Origin of the sequence: uncultured Microbacterium sp. (genome assembly GCF_963528945.1) — a bacterium.
Classification (GTDB): domain Bacteria; phylum Actinomycetota; class Actinomycetes; order Actinomycetales; family Microbacteriaceae; genus Microbacterium.
Genome location: NZ_CAURWX010000001.1, coordinates 1,481,653 through 1,497,374, shown reverse-complemented (window position 1 = coordinate 1,497,374; position 15,722 = coordinate 1,481,653). Strand labels below are relative to the sequence as shown.

At 70.6% G+C, this 15,722-nt stretch carries 15 protein-coding genes and 1 pseudogene; all 16 read left to right on the top strand.

All coding sequences use genetic code 11. The annotated features are described in order from the left end of the window. Positions 1-1,163 (top strand): annotated as a pseudogene (locus tag RWS82_RS07160) (primosomal protein); the annotation flags it as partial. Further along, a complete protein-coding gene (locus tag RWS82_RS07155) occupies positions 1,163-2,200 on the top strand; it encodes an HAD-IIA family hydrolase (protein ID WP_314648130.1) in 1,038 nt (345 codons plus the stop codon). The pseudogene RWS82_RS07160 and the gene RWS82_RS07155, both read left to right, overlap by 1 nt. A gap of 54 nt (positions 2,201-2,254) precedes the next feature. Continuing rightward, positions 2,255-2,434, top strand: coding sequence for a hypothetical protein (locus RWS82_RS07150; protein ID WP_314648128.1), 180 nt, complete (start codon positions 2,255-2,257; stop codon positions 2,432-2,434). Beyond that, positions 2,431-3,228 carry a TlyA family RNA methyltransferase gene (locus RWS82_RS07145; RefSeq protein WP_314648126.1) on the top strand — a complete coding sequence of 266 codons (798 nt, stop codon included), beginning with the start codon at positions 2,431-2,433 and terminating at the stop codon, positions 3,226-3,228. Before RWS82_RS07150 ends, RWS82_RS07145 begins: the two co-directional genes overlap by 4 nt. Beyond that, complete coding sequence (locus RWS82_RS07140; RefSeq protein ID WP_314648125.1) at positions 3,225-4,145, top strand: NAD kinase; 921 nt, start codon at positions 3,225-3,227, stop codon at positions 4,143-4,145. Before RWS82_RS07145 ends, RWS82_RS07140 begins: the two co-directional genes overlap by 4 nt. After that, positions 4,142-5,824 (top strand): DNA repair protein RecN, encoded by a 1,683-nt coding sequence (gene recN, locus RWS82_RS07135; RefSeq protein ID WP_314648123.1) that lies wholly within the window; start codon positions 4,142-4,144, stop codon positions 5,822-5,824. Before RWS82_RS07140 ends, recN begins: the two co-directional genes overlap by 4 nt. Before the next feature lie 26 nt (positions 5,825-5,850). After that, positions 5,851-7,545 (top strand): CTP synthase, encoded by a 1,695-nt coding sequence (locus tag RWS82_RS07130; RefSeq protein WP_314648121.1) that lies wholly within the window; start codon positions 5,851-5,853, stop codon positions 7,543-7,545. Then, positions 7,538-8,119 (top strand): NUDIX hydrolase, encoded by a 582-nt coding sequence (locus RWS82_RS07125; protein WP_314648120.1) that lies wholly within the window; start codon positions 7,538-7,540, stop codon positions 8,117-8,119. Before RWS82_RS07130 ends, RWS82_RS07125 begins: the two co-directional genes overlap by 8 nt. A 4-nt stretch (positions 8,120-8,123) precedes the next feature. Further along, the gene (gene xerD / locus RWS82_RS07120; protein ID WP_314648118.1) at positions 8,124-9,026 is read left to right on the top strand and encodes a site-specific tyrosine recombinase XerD; all 903 of its coding nucleotides are present in this window, start codon (positions 8,124-8,126) and stop codon (positions 9,024-9,026) included. Positions 9,027-9,129: 103 nt separating this feature from the next. Further along, positions 9,130-10,020: a ParA family protein gene (locus RWS82_RS07115; protein WP_314648116.1), complete on the top strand. Its 891-nt coding sequence runs from the start codon at positions 9,130-9,132 to the stop codon at positions 10,018-10,020. Further along, the gene (locus tag RWS82_RS07110) at positions 10,004-10,858 is read left to right on the top strand and encodes a ScpA family protein (RefSeq protein ID WP_314648114.1); all 855 of its coding nucleotides are present in this window, start codon (positions 10,004-10,006) and stop codon (positions 10,856-10,858) included. The genes RWS82_RS07115 and RWS82_RS07110 overlap by 17 nt, the downstream gene beginning before the upstream one ends. After that, positions 10,848-11,492, top strand: coding sequence for an SMC-Scp complex subunit ScpB (scpB, locus tag RWS82_RS07105; protein WP_314648112.1), 645 nt, complete (start codon positions 10,848-10,850; stop codon positions 11,490-11,492). Before RWS82_RS07110 ends, scpB begins: the two co-directional genes overlap by 11 nt. Before the next feature lie 32 nt (positions 11,493-11,524). After that, the gene (locus RWS82_RS07100) at positions 11,525-12,313 is read left to right on the top strand and encodes a pseudouridine synthase (protein WP_314648110.1); all 789 of its coding nucleotides are present in this window, start codon (positions 11,525-11,527) and stop codon (positions 12,311-12,313) included. Continuing rightward, positions 12,310-13,446: a prephenate dehydrogenase gene (locus RWS82_RS07095; protein WP_314648109.1), complete on the top strand. Its 1,137-nt coding sequence runs from the start codon at positions 12,310-12,312 to the stop codon at positions 13,444-13,446. Before RWS82_RS07100 ends, RWS82_RS07095 begins: the two co-directional genes overlap by 4 nt. Next, positions 13,439-14,149, top strand: coding sequence for a (d)CMP kinase (cmk, locus tag RWS82_RS07090; protein WP_314648107.1), 711 nt, complete (start codon positions 13,439-13,441; stop codon positions 14,147-14,149). The genes RWS82_RS07095 and cmk overlap by 8 nt, the downstream gene beginning before the upstream one ends. Next, positions 14,139-15,659 carry a ribosome biogenesis GTPase Der gene (der, locus tag RWS82_RS07085; protein ID WP_314648106.1) on the top strand — a complete coding sequence of 507 codons (1,521 nt, stop codon included), beginning with the start codon at positions 14,139-14,141 and terminating at the stop codon, positions 15,657-15,659. The genes cmk and der overlap by 11 nt, the downstream gene beginning before the upstream one ends. The last annotated feature ends 63 nt before the right edge of the window (positions 15,660-15,722 follow it).

Below are 15,722 nucleotides of genomic sequence, written 5' to 3'. Positions count from 1 at the left end.
ACCGCGACGGCGGTGCTCCGCGCCGCGAAGGCGGCTACAACCGCGACGGCGGTGCCCCGCGCCGCGAGGGCGGGTACAACCGGGACAACCGTGACAGTGGCGCTCCGCGTCGCGACTCCCGCGATGGCGATTCGCGCGGACGTTCGTTCCCCCAGCGTGGGGGAGCGGGCCGCGAACGCCCGGTTCAGGCGTCGAACGAGCGCGAGCGCGTCGACGAGCCCCGCATTCCGGAAGAGGTCACGGCGCGAGATCTGCACGGCGCCGCTCGCAACGAGCTGAAGACCCTCAGCAAGGAGAACGCCGAGCACGTGGCTCGACACCTCGCGATGGCATCCCGCCTGATCGACGAAGACCCTGAACTCGCACACCGTCATGCTCTCGCCGCCTCGCGGCGTGCGGGGCGCATCGCGATCGTGCGCGAGACGCTCGGAATCACGGCGTACGCGACGGGTGACTTCGCTCTCGCTCTGCGCGAGCTGCGCACCTATCGGCGGATCTCCGGCAACGACGACCAGATCGCACTCATGGTCGACAGTGAGCGTGGAATCGGTCGTCCCGACCGCGCGCTCGAGACCGGGCGTGCCGTCGACCGCTCGACGTTGACTACGCCGGTACGAGTGGCCCTCGCCATCGCGATGTCGGGTGCGCGCCTCGACCAGGGCGACCTGGAGCTCGCGCTCGGCGAGCTGGAGATCCCCGAACTCGACCCCGACCGCGCCTTCGAGTACAGCCCGGCACTGTTCGCCGCACGCGCTGCCGTGCTCGAGGACCTCGGCCGTACCGAGGAAGCGGAGTTCTGGGCCCGCCGCGCCGACGTGGCCGCCGAAGCCCTGGGGCTCGATGGCGCCGGCGACGAAGAGATCTACGTCGAGGACAGCCTGATGGAGGACGAGTTCTCCGACGACGACAGCGAGACGGCACCCAACACCGAACTCGACGCCGGTGCGGATGCCGATGCCGAGGGCGAAGCCGACACGCACGCCTCCGACGCATCGCACCCGACTGAGGATTCGGCGCCAGAACCGACGGTGGAGGACGAGGTGCGCGAGCTGCTCGGCGAGACCGACGACACGGTCGATTCCGAAAACGCCGACAACGCCGACGACACCAACGACACCGACGACGCGTCCGGCCCGGACGACGACGTGGTCGACGCTCGCTGATGGCGCTCTTCTCCCGCCGACGCACGGTGTCCACCCCGCTCGACGGGGTCGACACCGTGCTCGCGGACCTCGACGGGGTCGTCTACGCCGGCCCGGGCGCACTGCCGCACGCGGTGCAGAGCCTGAACGAGGCGGGCAGGACCCGTCGTCTGGGCTACATCACGAACAATGCCTCCCGCACCGATGCATCCGTGGCCGAGCATCTCTCCGGCCTCGGTCTCGACGTCGAACCGCAGGACGTGGTGACCAGTCCCCAGGCGGCCATGCGGCTGCTGGCGGGGATCGTCCCTCCGCCGGCGACGATCCTCGTGGTCGGCGGCGACGGGCTCGTCGACGAACTGGGGAAGGCGGGCTACTCGGTGACACGCAGCGCTCAGGACGAGCCGAGTGCGGTGGTGCAGGGATTCGCGCCCGAGGTGGCGTGGACCGACCTCGCCGAGGCGTCGTTCGCTCTGCAGCTGCCGGAGGACGAGGGTGGCATCCCGTGGATCGCCACCAACACCGACTGGACGATTCCCCGCGAACGCGGAGTCGCCCCGGGCAACGGCACGCTCGTCTCGGCCGTGCACACCGCCGTCGGGCGTCTGGCGACCGTCGCAGGCAAACCCGAGACGCCGATCTTCGAGGAGGCCCTCGCGCGGTTCGAGGCGAAGAAGGCGCTGTTCATCGGCGACCGCCTCGACACCGACATCCTCGGAGCGAGTCGCGCCGGCATCGATTCCGCTCTAGTTCTCACGGGTATCGATCGGCCGAAGCACGTGCTCGCCGCCCCCGAGGGGTCGCGGCCCACGTTCGTGCTCAGCGACCTGCGGGAACTCCACCAGCCCTATCCCGAGGCCGTCGCCCGCGACGGCGCGTGGCACGTGAACGACGCTGCCGTGCGGGTGAGCGGTGCCGACGTCGAGATCGTGGCGGACTCCGGGTCGCAGATCGACCTGCTCCGGGCGGGCGCGGCGGCCATCTGGGCCTCGGGAACGCCGGTGTTCGTGCTGCGTGTGCCGGAGAAGCTCTACGCCGACCCGTTCCACCGACCCTGAGCATCCGCGCTGCGTCGCCGCAGCGACGTCGGATGCTCCCCGTACAGTAGAGACGTGAGCGATCAGACGAGAGACAGCGCGCCGACCGACGGCCTCTGGAGCCGTCTCCGCCTGATCGAGGGCCAGCCTTTGGCCGCGCGCGCGGAGGCGTACTCGGCGCTGCACGACGATCTGGCGCGCCGGCTCGACGGCGGCGGCCGTCTCGATCAGCGCGACACCCCGGCCCCTCGATGACCCGCCTCGACGCCGCCCTCGCCGCGCGAGGACTCGCCCGGTCGCGCACGCATGCCGCCGCTCTCATCTCCGAGGGGCTCGTGACGGTCGACGGCCGACCGGTCGTGAAGGCCTCCACCGCGGTCGACGACGGCGCCGAGATCGCGGTGGCGGGGGACGACCACTACGTCGGTCGCGCCGCACACAAGCTCCTCGCCGCGCTCGACGCGTTCGAGGTGCCGGTCGCGGGTCGCCTGGCGCTCGACATGGGTGCGTCCACGGGGGGATTCACGCAGGTGCTCCGAGAGCGCGGCGCTCGACGGGTGCTCGCCGTCGACGTCGGCCACGGACAGCTCGCGCCGACGATCGCCGCCGACGCCGGCGTCGTCGCGGTGGAGGGTTTCAACGTCCGGCACATGACTCCGCAGAACCTCGCCGAGGCCACGGGGGAGAGTGCCGCGCCGGAACTCGTGGTCGGCGACCTGTCGTTCATCTCGCTCGAGCTCGTCCTCCCGGCGGTTGTCGCGGTCGCTGCATCCGAAGCCGATGTCGTCCTGCTCGTGAAACCGCAGTTCGAAGTCGGCCGCACCGCCGTGCGCGGTGGTCTCGTCACCGACCCCGCGACGCGAGCCGATGCCGTCGCGCGCGTCGTGTGGAGCGCGTGGGATGCGGGACTCGGCATGCTCGGAATCGTCCGGTCTCCGCTGCCCGGCACGCACGGCAATTCGGAATTCCTCGTGCACCTCGCGCCGGGGCGGGGAAGCAATCCGACAGAATGGTTGGACCGCATCAACGCAGTGGCTGGAGGACGATGAACGAGCGCAACATCCTGGTCGTCGCCCACGCCGGTCGTGACGCGACGGTCGCGGCGGCGCGGCGGGTGGTCGATGCGCTGCGCGGGGCGGGTGCCCGCCCGGTGCTCGCGCAGGTCGACCGTGCGGAGCTCAGCGCCGTCGACGCCTCGTTCGCCGACGTCGACGTGCTCGGCGACACCGTCGATCCCGCCACGCTCGAGCTGGCGATCGTCCTCGGGGGAGACGGCACGATCCTGCGCGCGGCCGAGCTGGTGCGCGACACCGGTGCTCCGGTCCTGGGCATCAACATGGGCCACGTCGGCTTCCTGGCTGAGATCGACCCCGATGACATGGACGACGCGGTGCGCCGCGTCATCGAACGCGACTACGACGTCGAGGAGCGGCTGGCGCTCTCGGTACGGGTGAAAGACGCCCAGGGCGTCGTCGTCTACGAGACGTGGGCGCTGAACGAGGCGACGGTCGAGAAGGCCAGTCGCGAGCGCATGATCGAGGTCGTGATCGAGATCGACGGGCGACCGCTCTCGAGCTTCGGATGCGACGGCATGGTGATCTCGACCCCGACCGGGTCGACCGCGTACAACTTCTCCGCAGGGGGACCGGTGATCTGGCCCAGTGTCGAGGCGATCGCCGTGGTCCCGCTCTCGGCCCATGCCCTGTTCGCGAAGCCGCTGGTCGTGAGCCCCGACGCCGCGGTGGCGATCGAGATGCTGGAGCGCACGGACGGGTCCGGCATCCTCTGGTGCGACGGTCGGCGCTCCCACGAGCTCCCGCCGGGGGCGAGAGTGGTGGCCCGGCGGTCATCGCGTCCGGTGCGCCTCGCGCGCCTGCATCCGACCGCGTTCACGAACCGCCTGGTGCGCAAGTTCCAGTTGCCCGTCGCCGGGTGGCGCGGGCAGGAGCCCGGGGGCGTCGCGTGATCGAGGAGATGCGGATGCGCGGGCTCGGCGTCATCGACGACGCGGTGCTGCCGCTCGGCGCCGGGTTCACCGCGATCACGGGCGAGACGGGTGCCGGAAAGACGATGGTCGTGACGGGTCTCGGTCTGCTGCTCGGACAGCGGGCAGACTCCGGGGCGGTGCGGGCCGGTGCCTCCCAGGCCTCCGTCGCCGGTGTGTGGGTGGTACCCGAGGAGGGCGCCGTGGCCGAGATCGTCGCGGATGCCGGGGGAGAGCTGGAGCCGATCGACGATGCGAGGGCCGAGCTCTACGTCTCGCGCACCCTGAGCGCCGAGGGGCGCAGCCGCGCGAGCGTGGGTGGACGGGCGGCTCCCGCCGGGGTCCTGTCGGCTCTCGCCGATGAGCTGGTTGTCGTGCACGGGCAGTCCGAGCAGTTGCGGCTGCGGTCGGCCGCGGCGCAGCGTGACGCTCTCGACCGCTTCGGGGGTGCTCCCGTGGCGTCGGCTCTCCAGACGTACGCGGCATCCTTCGAACGCTGGCGTGCGCTGGATACCGAGATCGCCGACATCTCCGCCAACCGTGATCGACGAAGTGACGAGGCCGCGCGCCTGCGCGAGGCTCTGGCCCTGATCGAGGCGACGGCGCCCGAGGCGGGCGAGGAGGAGCAGCTCGCCGCGCGCGCCGAGCGTCTGGCGAACGCCGAAGAGCTGCGTCTGGCGGCCTCGCAGGCGCACGGCGTGCTCTCCAACGAGGAGGGCGAGCCGGATGCGTCGGCGATGGTGGCGGAGGCGCGCCGCATTCTCGAGCGCGCGTCGGATCCCACGCTCACCGTCGTCGCCGACGGGCTCGCCGATATCGGGTACCGGCTCGCCGATCTCGCCGGGTCTCTGTCGGCATATCTCGCCGACCTCGACGAGTCGGGGCCGCATGAACTCGCCGCCGTCGAGGAGCGTCGCGCAGCACTGGGCGTGCTCGTCCGCGCGCATGGTTCGGTCGAGGCCGCGATCGATCTCTGGCGCACCGGGTCGGAGCGTCTGGCCGAACTCGACGACGATGACGACCGACTCGAACGCCTCTCGGCGGAGCGCGACGCGGCTCGGCAGGAACTCGACGCGGCCGCCGACGCGCTCACCACGGTGCGCATCGACGCGGCGCGGCGCCTCGGAGCGGCCGTGACCGAAGAGCTGCACGCGTTGGCCATGCCCGACGCGCGGCTCGAGGTGGCGGTGTCGCCGGGCAATGAGTCCACCCACGGCCGCGATGACGTCGCCATCCTGCTCGCCCCGCATCCGGGCGCGGAACCCCGATCCGTCGCGAAGGGCGCCTCCGGGGGAGAGCTGTCGCGGGTCATGCTCGCGATCGAGGTCGTGATCGCCGGCACCGACCCCGTGCCGACCTTCGTCTTCGACGAGGTGGATGCCGGCATCGGCGGGGCCGCGGCGATCGAGGTCGGGCGACGACTCGCCCGGCTGGCCGAGTCCTCGCAGGTCATCGCGGTCACCCACCTCGCGCAGGTGGCGGCCTTCGCCACCAACCATCTGTCGGTCGTCAAATCCAACGACGGCGCCGTCACGGCGTCGAGCGTTCGGCGGCTCGAGGGCGAGGAACGCGAGGCCGAGATGGCCCGCCTTCTCTCCGGACTCGCGGATTCGGATGCCGCACTCACCCACGCCCGTGAACTCCTCGGCCTCGGCCGCTGAACGAACTGTTAGGATAGAAGCCCGTGATGAACTCTTCTTCTGCGGGAACCAGCAACGACACCACCAAGCACGTTTTCGTGACAGGCGGTGTCGTTTCGTCTCTCGGTAAGGGCCTGACGGCGGCGAGCCTCGGCAACCTGCTGACCGCCCGCGGACTCCGCGTCGTGATGCAGAAGCTCGACCCGTATCTGAACGTCGACCCCGGCACGATGAACCCGTTCCAGCACGGTGAGGTCTTCGTCACCGATGACGGCGCCGAGACCGATCTCGACATCGGCCACTACGAGCGGTTCCTCGACATCAACCTGTCGCAGGCGGCCAACGTCACGACCGGTCAGATCTACTCGCAGGTCATCGCGCGCGAGCGCCGCGGAGAGTACCTGGGCGACACCGTGCAGGTCATTCCGCACATCACCGACGAGATCAAGCGCCGTATGCGCCTGCAGGCGACCGAGGACCCGCGTCCCGACGTCATCATCACCGAGGTCGGCGGCACGGTCGGCGACATCGAGTCGCAGCCCTTCCTCGAGGCGGCGCGTCAGCTGCGCCACGAGCTCGGTCGCGACAGCGTGTTCTTCGTGCACGTCTCCCTGGTGCCGTTCATGGGCGCCTCGGGCGAGCAGAAGACCAAGCCGACCCAGCACTCGGTGGCCGCACTGCGCCAGGTCGGCATCCAGCCCGACGCGCTGGTGCTGCGCAGCGACCGCCCGGTGAGCGAGAGCAACCGCAACAAGATCGCGCTGATGTGCGACGTCGACGCCGAGGGCGTCATCAACACCGTCGACCTGCCGAGCATCTATGACATCCCGTCGACGCTCAACGAGCAGGGTCTCGATTCGTACATCGTGCGCCGCCTCGGACTCGACCAGAAGGCGGCCGACGTCGACTGGACGCGCTGGAGCAAGGTCCTCCACGCCGTGCACAACCCGAAGCACGAGGTCACGATCGGTCTCGTCGGCAAGTACATCGACCTGCCCGACGCTTACCTGTCGGTGACCGAGGCCCTCAAGGCCGGTGGATTCGCACAGGAGACCAAGGTCAACATCCGCTGGATCCCCTCCGACCTCTGCGAGACGCCCGAGGGCGCGCGCGAACAGCTCGCGGCGCTCGACGGCATCTGTGTGCCCGGCGGCTTCGGCATCCGCGGCATCGAGGGCAAGCTCGGTGCTCTGCGCTTCGCGCGCGAGCAGGGCATCCCCACGCTGGGCCTCTGCCTCGGCCTGCAGTGCATGGTGATCGAGTACGCCCGCCACGTGGCAGGCATCGCGGATGCCTCGTCGAGCGAGTTCGACCCGGAGACCTCCGAGCCGGTCATCGCGACCATGGCCGAGCAGATCGAGATCCTCGACGGCGGAGACCTGGGCGGCACGATGCGTCTGGGCCTCTACCAGGCCGCCCTCGCCGAGGGGTCGCTGGCCCGCGAGGTCTATGGTGCGGCCGAGGTCTCGGAGCGTCACCGCCACCGCTACGAGGTCAACAATGCCTACCGCGACCGTCTCTCCGAGGCGGGACTGTGGTTCTCGGGTCTCAACCCCGAGCTCGACCTCGTCGAGTTCGTCGAGCTGCCGCGCGACGTGCATCCGTACTACGTCGCGACCCAGGCCCACCCCGAGCTGCGCTCGCGTCCGACCGACCCGCACCCGCTGTTCCGTGGTCTCGTGGGAGCCGCCATCGAGCGCTCGCACGCAGCGGAGCTCTTCGAGGTCGACGCGGATGCCTGAGTCGGCGTCCGCCCTCCGAGACGAGCCCTTCGAACCCGAGGTGCTGCAGAGCGACCTCGTGTTCGAGGGGGCCGTCTGGGACGTGCGCGATGATCGCGTGCGCTACGGCGACGGCGAGATCCGTCGCCAGTACGTGGCCCACACCGGGGCGGTCGCGATCGTCGCCCTCGACGATGACGGTCGGGTGCTGCTGATCCAGCAGTACCGGCATCCGATCCGCCACCGCGATTGGGAGCTGCCCGCCGGGCTGCTCGACGTCGCCGGGGAGGAGCCTCTCGCCGCGGCTCAGCGTGAGCTGGCCGAGGAGGCTGACCTCGTCGCGGACCACTGGAACCCCCTGGTGTCGTCGTGGACGACGCCGGGCGGCAACGACGAGATCATCCACGTCTTTCTCGCAACGGGGCTTCGTCCGGCCGAGACGGCGCACGCGCGCGTCGACGAGGAAGCCGACATCCGCGTCGAGTGGATGCCGCTGGCGGATGCCGTCGACGCCGTGCTGACCGGGCGCATGCGCAACGGCATCCTGGGCCTCGGGGTGATGGCGGCGACGCTGAGGACCCGACGCGAAGGCTGACGCGATGCAGCTCGCGCGTGCTCTCGACGTCTACCTGCGCCACGTCACGATCGAGCGCGGTCTCAGCGAGCACACCGTCGCCGCGTACCGCCGCGACCTCGAGGGCTACATGTCGTGGCTCGACGGGCAGGGGATCGCAGACACCGCGGAGGTGACGGCGGCGGTCATCGGCCGTTTCGTCGCCGAGCGGGCGGCAGCCGAACCCCCGCCCGCGGCGACCTCGCTGGCGAGACTGCAGTCGTCGGTGCGCGGCTGGCACCGGTTCCTGGCGAGGGAGGGCGTCGAGGTCGACGACCCGAGCGGCCGGCTGCGACCGCCGAAGGCCCCCCGCCGGCTGCCCAAGGCCCTCACCATCGACCAGGTCGAGCGCCTGCTGGCGGCGCCGTCGGCGGAGGAACCCGTGGGGATCCGCGATCGTGCGCTGCTCGAGCTGATGTACGCCACCGGTGCCCGTGTCTCCGAGGCGGTGGGGCTCGATGTCGACGACCTCGCCCACGGCGACGTGCTGCGGCTGCGCGGCAAGGGCTCGAAGGAACGCATCGTGCCGATCGGTTCGTTCGCCCGCGCCGCCGTCGACGCCTACCTGACGCGTGTGCGACCGTCGCTGGCGGCGAAGGGCAGAGCGTCGTCGCGGCTGTTCCTCGGGCTCCGCGGGGCTCCGCTGTCGCGGCAGAGCGCCTGGCTGGTGATCCGATCGGCCGCCGAGCGCGCTCACATCACGAGCGAGGTCTCGCCGCACACCCTGCGGCATTCTTTCGCGACCCACCTGCTGCAGGGTGGCGCAGATGTACGTGTGGTGCAGGAGCTGCTGGGGCATTCCTCGGTCGCGACGACCCAGATCTACACGCACGTCTCCGTCGACACGCTGCGGGACATCTACGCGACATCGCACCCTCGCGCGCGCTGAAGTGCGCGTCGAGCGGCGCGCATCGAGCCCGTCGCCGCGTTGCGCGGCGTCTGAGAGGACCCAACCGCTAGACTCGACCGAGCACGAGCGAGCAGGAGAATCGGTGGCTGAGAACGCGGGAAAGTCCAGGGCGGCGGCGAAGAAGGTCGACGACGCACCCATCGGACCCACCGGTCGTCCGTACCGCGGTTTCCCGACGCCGAAGCCGCTGGCCTCACACGGCCCGGCGCGCATCATCGCACTGTGCAACCAGAAGGGCGGCGTGGGTAAGACCACGACGACGATCAACCTCGCCGCGTCGCTCGCCGAGTACGGCCGGAAGGTGCTCGCGGTCGACTTCGACCCGCAGGGTGCGCTGTCGGCCGGCCTCGGCATCCAGACGCACGACGTGCCCACGATCTACGACCTGCTGCTCGACACCAAGCGCGACGCCCGCGAGGCGATCGTGCATTCCGGTGTCGACGGCCTCGACGTCATCCCCGCGAACATCGACCTCTCGGCCGCCGAGGTGCACCTCGTCAACGAGGTGGCCCGTGAGACGATCCTCGCCCGCGTGCTGCGGCAGGTCACGGGCGACTACGACGTCATCCTCATCGACTGCCAGCCGTCCCTCGGTCTTCTCACCGTCAACGCGCTCACCGCCGCCCACGGCGTGATCATCCCGCTCGAGTGCGAGTTCTTCGCGCTGCGCGGTGTGGCTCTGCTGATCGAGACGATCGACAAGGTGCGCGACCGGCTCAACCCGTCGATCGAGATGGACGGGCTGCTCGCCACCATGTACGACCCGCGCACCCTGCACTCGCGCGAGGTGCTCGAGCGCGTGGTCGAAGCGTTCGGCGACGATGTTCTCGAGACGGTCATCGGCCGTACCGTGAAGTTCCCCGACGCCTCGGTCTCCGGCGTGCCGATCACCGAGTTCGCGCCGGAGCACGCCGCGGCGCAGGCCTACCTGCGCCTGGCGCGGGAGCTGGTCGCACGTGGCGCCGTCGCCTGACCCCCGGGTCTCCTCCGACGACGCCTCACCCGACGACGCCTCGGTCGAGGCATCCGACCCCGGCTTCCGGGTGTCGCTGTCGAACTTCGACGGTCCCTTCGACCTGCTCCTTACGCTCATCTCGAAGCACGAGATGGACATCACCGAGGTCTCGCTCAGCGCCGTGACCAATGAATTCATCGCGTACCTCGCGGCGCTCGACGGAGACGAGGAGCTCGACCAGGCGTCCGAGTTCCTCGTGGTGGCGGCGACCCTGCTCGACATGAAGGTCGCCGGGCTGCTGCCGCAGGGCGAACTGGTGGATGCCGAGGCGGTGGCGCTCCTGGAGGCCCGAGACCTGCTCTTCGCCCGCCTGCTGCAGTACCGGGCGTTCAAGGAGGTCTCGGCCTGGTTCTCCCGCTGCCTGCAGCGCGAGGATCGTCGGCATGCCCGCGCGGTGCGTCTCGACGAGAAGCACCGCCGCAAAACGCCCGAGCTCGCATGGTCGCTCAGCGTCGACGACTTCGCCGCGCTGGCACTGCTGGCCTTCGCGCCCAAGGAGATGCCGCACGTCGGGCTCGATCATCTGCACGCGCCGCTCGTCAGCATCCGCGAGCAGGCGGCGATCGTCGTGACGATCCTGCGCGGCACCGAGGCGGTGAGCTTCCGCGAACTGGTCGCCGGGGTGACGGAACCCGGCATCGTGGTCGCCCGCTTCATCTCCGTGCTGGAGCTGTACCGGCACGCCGCCCTGTCGTTCGAACAGCTGGAACCGCTCGGCGAGCTGACGCTGCGCTGGGCCGCCGACTCCTGGTCGGACGAGACACTCGCGACCCTGGGGGCCGACTATGACCGATGACCGCACCGATGACCGCATCGATGACCGCATCCAGACCTCCGTGGACGGCACGCCCGAGACCGACACCGCTGGTGTCGAGACGCCGCTCGCCGAACGGATCGAGGCCATCCTCCTCATCATCGACGAGCCGATCGGCCTCGTGGCGCTCGCCGCCGCGGTCGGCGCCCCCGTGCCCGCGGTGCGCCAGACCATCGCCTCGCTCGTCGACGACTACGACGGACGCGGCGCGGGACCGCGACGGGGCTTCGAGCTGCGCGAGGTCGGCGGCGGGTGGCGGCTCTACGTGCGCGAGGACCACGACGACCTCATCGCCGATTTCGTCGGAGGGCAGGCGCCGGCGCGGCTGTCTCAGGCCGCGCTCGAGACGCTCGCCGTGATCGCGTACAAGCAGCCGGTGACGCGCAGCCAGGTCGCGTCGATCCGTGCGGTGAACGTCGACTCCGTCGTGCGCACGCTTCTCGCCCGCGGTCTGATCACCGAGCTCTTCGCCGACTCCGAGACCGGGGCGATCAACTACGGCACCACCGACGCGCTGCTGCAGCACCTGGGCATCAACTCCATCGACGAGCTGCCGCCCATCTCTCCGCTGCTCGACGACGGCGCAGACGGATTCGACGAGGGAGCGCTGCGATGAACGCCGAGCGCTCCGAGCAGGAAGGAAACGGGATGACCGAGAGCACGGGACCCGAGGGAGTACGGCTGCAGAAGGTGCTGGCGGCCGCGGGCGTGGCGTCGCGCCGCGTGGTCGAGCAGTACATCGTCGAGGGGCGCATCCGCGTGAACGGTGTCGTGGTCAGCGAACTGGGCCGCCGCATCGATCCCGAGACCGACCTGGTCGACGTCGACGGCACCGCGATTCAGCTCGACGTGTCGAAGCGCTACGTCATGCTCAACAAGCCGACGGGTGTGGTGAGCAGCATGCGCGACGAGAACGGGCGGCCCGACCTTCGACGCTTCACCGACGACTACGAGGAACGGCTGTACAACGTCGGCCGCCTCGACGCCGAGACGAGCGGTCTGCTGATCCTCACGAATGACGGGGAGCTCGCCCACGTGCTCGCGCACCCCTCGTTCGGAGTGACGAAGGTCTACATCGCGAAGGTCGAGGGCGCGGTCACGGCGCAGACCATCGCGAAGCTCACGAAGGGCATCGAGCTCGACGACGGCTTCATCGCCGCCGACAAGGCGCGCCTCCTCGACACCTCCCGCGGGTCGAGCCTGGTGGAGCTGACGCTGCACTCCGGTCGCAACCGCATCGTGCGACGGATGCTCGCCGCGGTGGGGCATCCGGTGACCGAGCTCGTGCGCCGCCAGTTCGGCCCCCTGCACCTGGGGACGCTCCCGGCGGGGAAGACCCGGGACCTGAGTAAAATCGAACTCGGCGCGCTGCTCACCCTGTCGCGCCGGGATTCCGGTGTCGCCGCGGCGCCAGGCGAGCAACAGGAGAATCAGTGACCGACACCACGAGTGCGCCCCGGGTGCGCCAGACGACCGGCGTCGCGCCGCGTCTGTCCGGCACCGTGCGCGTCGTCGGGGCCGGGCTGCTCGGTGCCAGCGTCGGCCACGCGCTGCGCGCGAAGGGCGTCGACGTCGCACTGACGGATGCTTCGCCCGCTCAACTGCGCCTCGCCGTGGACTACGGCGCCGGCCGCTTCGCTGACGACGCCGACGATCCGGTGCTCGTCGTGGTCGCCGTTCCGCCCGACGTCACCGCCGACGTCATCGCCGCCGAGCTCGAGCGGTACCCGCGCGCCGTCGTCACGGACGTCGCCAGCGTGAAGCTCGAACCGTTCCGTGCCCTGCAGGAGCGCGGGCTCGACCTCGCGCGTTACATCGGCTCGCATCCCCTCGCGGGACGGGAGCGAGGGGGAGCAATCTCCGCGCGCGCCGACCTCTTCATCGGACGCCCCTGGGTGGTCTGCCGCGACGAGCAGACCAGCGCTGCCGACCTCGCCCTGGTCGAGGCGCTCGCGCTCGATGTGGGCGCCATGCCGCTGGAGATGACGCCCGAGGAGCACGACCGATCCGTCGCCCTCACCTCGCACGTGCCGCAGGTCGTCGCTAGCCTGCTCGCCGCGCGGCTCGCCGATGCCGACGACGGGGCGCTGCGCCTCGCCGGCCAGGGCGTTCGCGACACGACCCGCATCGCGGCATCCGCCCCCGAGCTGTGGGTGCAGATCCTCGGGGCCAACGCGCAGCCCGTGGTCGAGATCCTCGACGCGCTCGCCGCCGACCTGCGCGAGGTGTCCGACGCCCTGCGCGCCCCCGGCGTCGCCGGCGCGAGGAAGGTCGTCGCCGAGGCCATCCGCCACGGTAACGACGGGGTCGAACGCCTCCCCGGCAAGCACGGCCAGAACCGCCGCTTCGAGACGCTCGTCGTCATGGTCGACGACACTGCCGGGCAGCTCGGCCGACTGTTCGGCGAACTGGGCGAACTCGGCGTCAACGTCGAAGACCTGCGGCTCGAGCATTCGCCGGGAGCGCAGTTCGGTCTCGCCGAGATCAGCGTCGACCCGGCGGCATTGCAGGGCGCCATCGCCGGTCTGCAGGAGCGCGGCTGGCGGATCGCGGGGAGCACCAATGACTGACACCAGCACCCGAGGGGAGACCGTCATGGTCGACTTCATCGCCATCGACGGCCCCGCAGGGTCGGGCAAGTCGAGCGTCTCGAAGGCAGTCGCCCGGCGACTCGGCTTCGGCTATCTCGACACCGGTTCCGCGTACCGGGCGCTCGCCTGGCACGTGCTCGCTCGAGGGGCCGACACTGACGACGCCGACGCGGTCCGCGCCGCGGCATCCGACTTCCCCGTGCGGCTCGGACTCGACCCCGACGACCGCACCGTGCAGGTGGGCGAGGCTGACGTCACAGACGCGATCCGCGAGACCCGCGTCTCGGGCGCGGTGAGCGGCGTCGCACGCGTGCCGGAGGTGCGAGCACAGGTCAACGACCTCTTCCGTTCGCTCGTGGCCGAGGCGCCCTACCCGGCCGTCGTCGTCGAAGGCCGCGACATCACGACGGTCGTCGCCCCCGACGCCCCCGTGCGCATCCTGCTCACGGCCGCACCCGAGGTGCGCGCCGCGCGCCGGGCCGGCGAGCTCGCCGGCGAGAACGCCGCCGCCGTCGCCGAGGCCCTGCACCAGCGGGATGCCTCGGACAGCGCGGTCGTCGACTTCCTGAACGCCGCCGAGGGCGTGGAAGTCGTCGACTCGACCGCGCTCGATTTTTCCCAGACCATCGATGCCGTTCTCGCGGTGATCGAGCGACTCCGAGGAGCACACCATGGCCGATGACGAATACGAAGGCGCGCCCGATCAGCTCGCCGAGAAGATGGAGAACCTCGACGAGCAGCTCGCCGAGCAGCGCGCGGAGACCCTGCGCCAGGGTCTCGCCGACTACGAGCTGGACGACGAGGATGCTGCCCTGCTCGCGGGCATCGAGCTCGGCGAGGACGGCATCCAGTTCCTTCCCGCGCTGCCCGTCGTCGCGATCGTCGGGCGGCCGAACGTCGGCAAGTCGGCGCTCGTGAACCGCATCCTCGGCCGCCGCGAGGCCGTCGTGGAGGACACCCCCGGTGTCACGCGCGACCGCGTCACCTACAAGGCCGAGTGGTCGGACCGCCGGTTCACGCTCGTCGACACCGGCGGATGGGAGCCGGATGCCCGCGGCATCGACCGCTCCGTCGCCGCGCAGGCCGAGGTCGCGATCGACCTCTCCGACATCGTGCTCTTCGTCGTCGATGCGATGGTGGGCGCGACGTCGACCGACGAGCACGTCGTGAAGCTGCTGCGCAAGAGCGGCAAGCCCGTCTTCCTCGTCGCCAACAAGATCGACGATGCCCGCCAGGAGCCGGAGGCCGCTGCGCTGTGGAACCTGGGCCTGGGCGAGCCGCACCCCGTGTCGGCGATCCACGGTCGCGGTGTCGCCGACCTCCTCGACGAGGTGCTGAAGAAGCTCCCCGAGGTCTCGGCCGTCGCGAAGGCCGAGATCGGCGGGCCGCGCCGGGTCGCGATCCTCGGCCGCCCGAACGTCGGCAAGTCGTCGCTGCTCAACAAGGCCGCCGGCGAGGAGCGCGTCGTCGTGAACGACCTCGCGGGCACCACCCGCGACCCGGTCGACGAGGTGGTCGAGCTCGGCGGCAAGCTGTGGACGCTCGTCGACACCGCCGGCATCCGCCGCCGCGTGCACATGGCGCAGGGGGCGGACTTCTACGCGTCGCTGCGCACCTCGGCCGCGCTGGAGAAGGCGGAGGTCGCGGTCGTCGTGCTCGACGTCTCCGAGACGATCAGCGAGCAGGACGTGCGCATCATCGACCTGGTGCTCGAGTCGGGCCGTTCGCTCGTGCTGGCGTTCAACAAATGGGATCGTCTGAACGACGACGACCTCGAGAACGCCGATCGCCGCCGCTACTTGGAGCGCGAGATCGAGCAGGACCTCGCTCACGTGGCGTGGGCGCCGCGGGTGAACATCTCGGCGAAGACCGGCCGCCACCTCGACAAGCTCGTGCCCGCGCTCGAGACCGCTCTCGAGAACTGGGACCGCCGCATTCCCACGGGCAAGTTCAACGCGTTCCTCGCCGAGCTCGTCGCCGAGCACCCGCACCCGCTGCGGGGCGGGAAGCAGCCGCGCATCCTGTTCGGCACGCAGGCCTCGACGCGGCCGCCGACGTTCGTGCTGTTCACGACCGGGTTCCTCGACCCGGGGTACCGGCGCTTCATCCAGCGTCGTCTGCGCGAGCTTTACCCGTTCGAGGGAACGCCGATCGTCATCAACATGCGCGTGCGCGAGCGTCGCCAGCGCTGAGTCGGATCGACGGGGGACGGCGGGTGTGCTCGATCGAGCCGCCCGCCGTTCGCGTCGGTGCGG

What these genes read in the sequence shown, in the direction of transcription:
- RWS82_RS07155 (WP_314648130.1), top strand. Translation starts at nt 1,163, where the DNA reads ATGGCGCTCTTCTCCCGCCGACGCACGGTGTCCACCCCGCTCGACGGG.
- RWS82_RS07145 (WP_314648126.1), top strand. Translation starts at nt 2,431, where the DNA reads ATGACCCGCCTCGACGCCGCCCTCGCCGCGCGAGGACTCGCCCGGTCG.
- RWS82_RS07140 (WP_314648125.1), top strand. Translation starts at nt 3,225, where the DNA reads ATGAACGAGCGCAACATCCTGGTCGTCGCCCACGCCGGTCGTGACGCG.
- RWS82_RS07130 (WP_314648121.1), top strand. Translation starts at nt 5,851, where the DNA reads ATGAACTCTTCTTCTGCGGGAACCAGCAACGACACCACCAAGCACGTT.
- RWS82_RS07125 (WP_314648120.1), top strand. Translation starts at nt 7,538, where the DNA reads ATGCCTGAGTCGGCGTCCGCCCTCCGAGACGAGCCCTTCGAACCCGAG.
- xerD (WP_314648118.1), top strand. Translation starts at nt 8,124, where the DNA reads ATGCAGCTCGCGCGTGCTCTCGACGTCTACCTGCGCCACGTCACGATC.
- scpB (WP_314648112.1), top strand. Translation starts at nt 10,848, where the DNA reads ATGACCGATGACCGCACCGATGACCGCATCGATGACCGCATCCAGACC.
- RWS82_RS07100 (WP_314648110.1), top strand. Translation starts at nt 11,525, where the DNA reads ATGACCGAGAGCACGGGACCCGAGGGAGTACGGCTGCAGAAGGTGCTG.
- cmk (WP_314648107.1), top strand. Translation starts at nt 13,439, where the DNA reads ATGACTGACACCAGCACCCGAGGGGAGACCGTCATGGTCGACTTCATC.
- der (WP_314648106.1), top strand. Translation starts at nt 14,139, where the DNA reads ATGGCCGATGACGAATACGAAGGCGCGCCCGATCAGCTCGCCGAGAAG.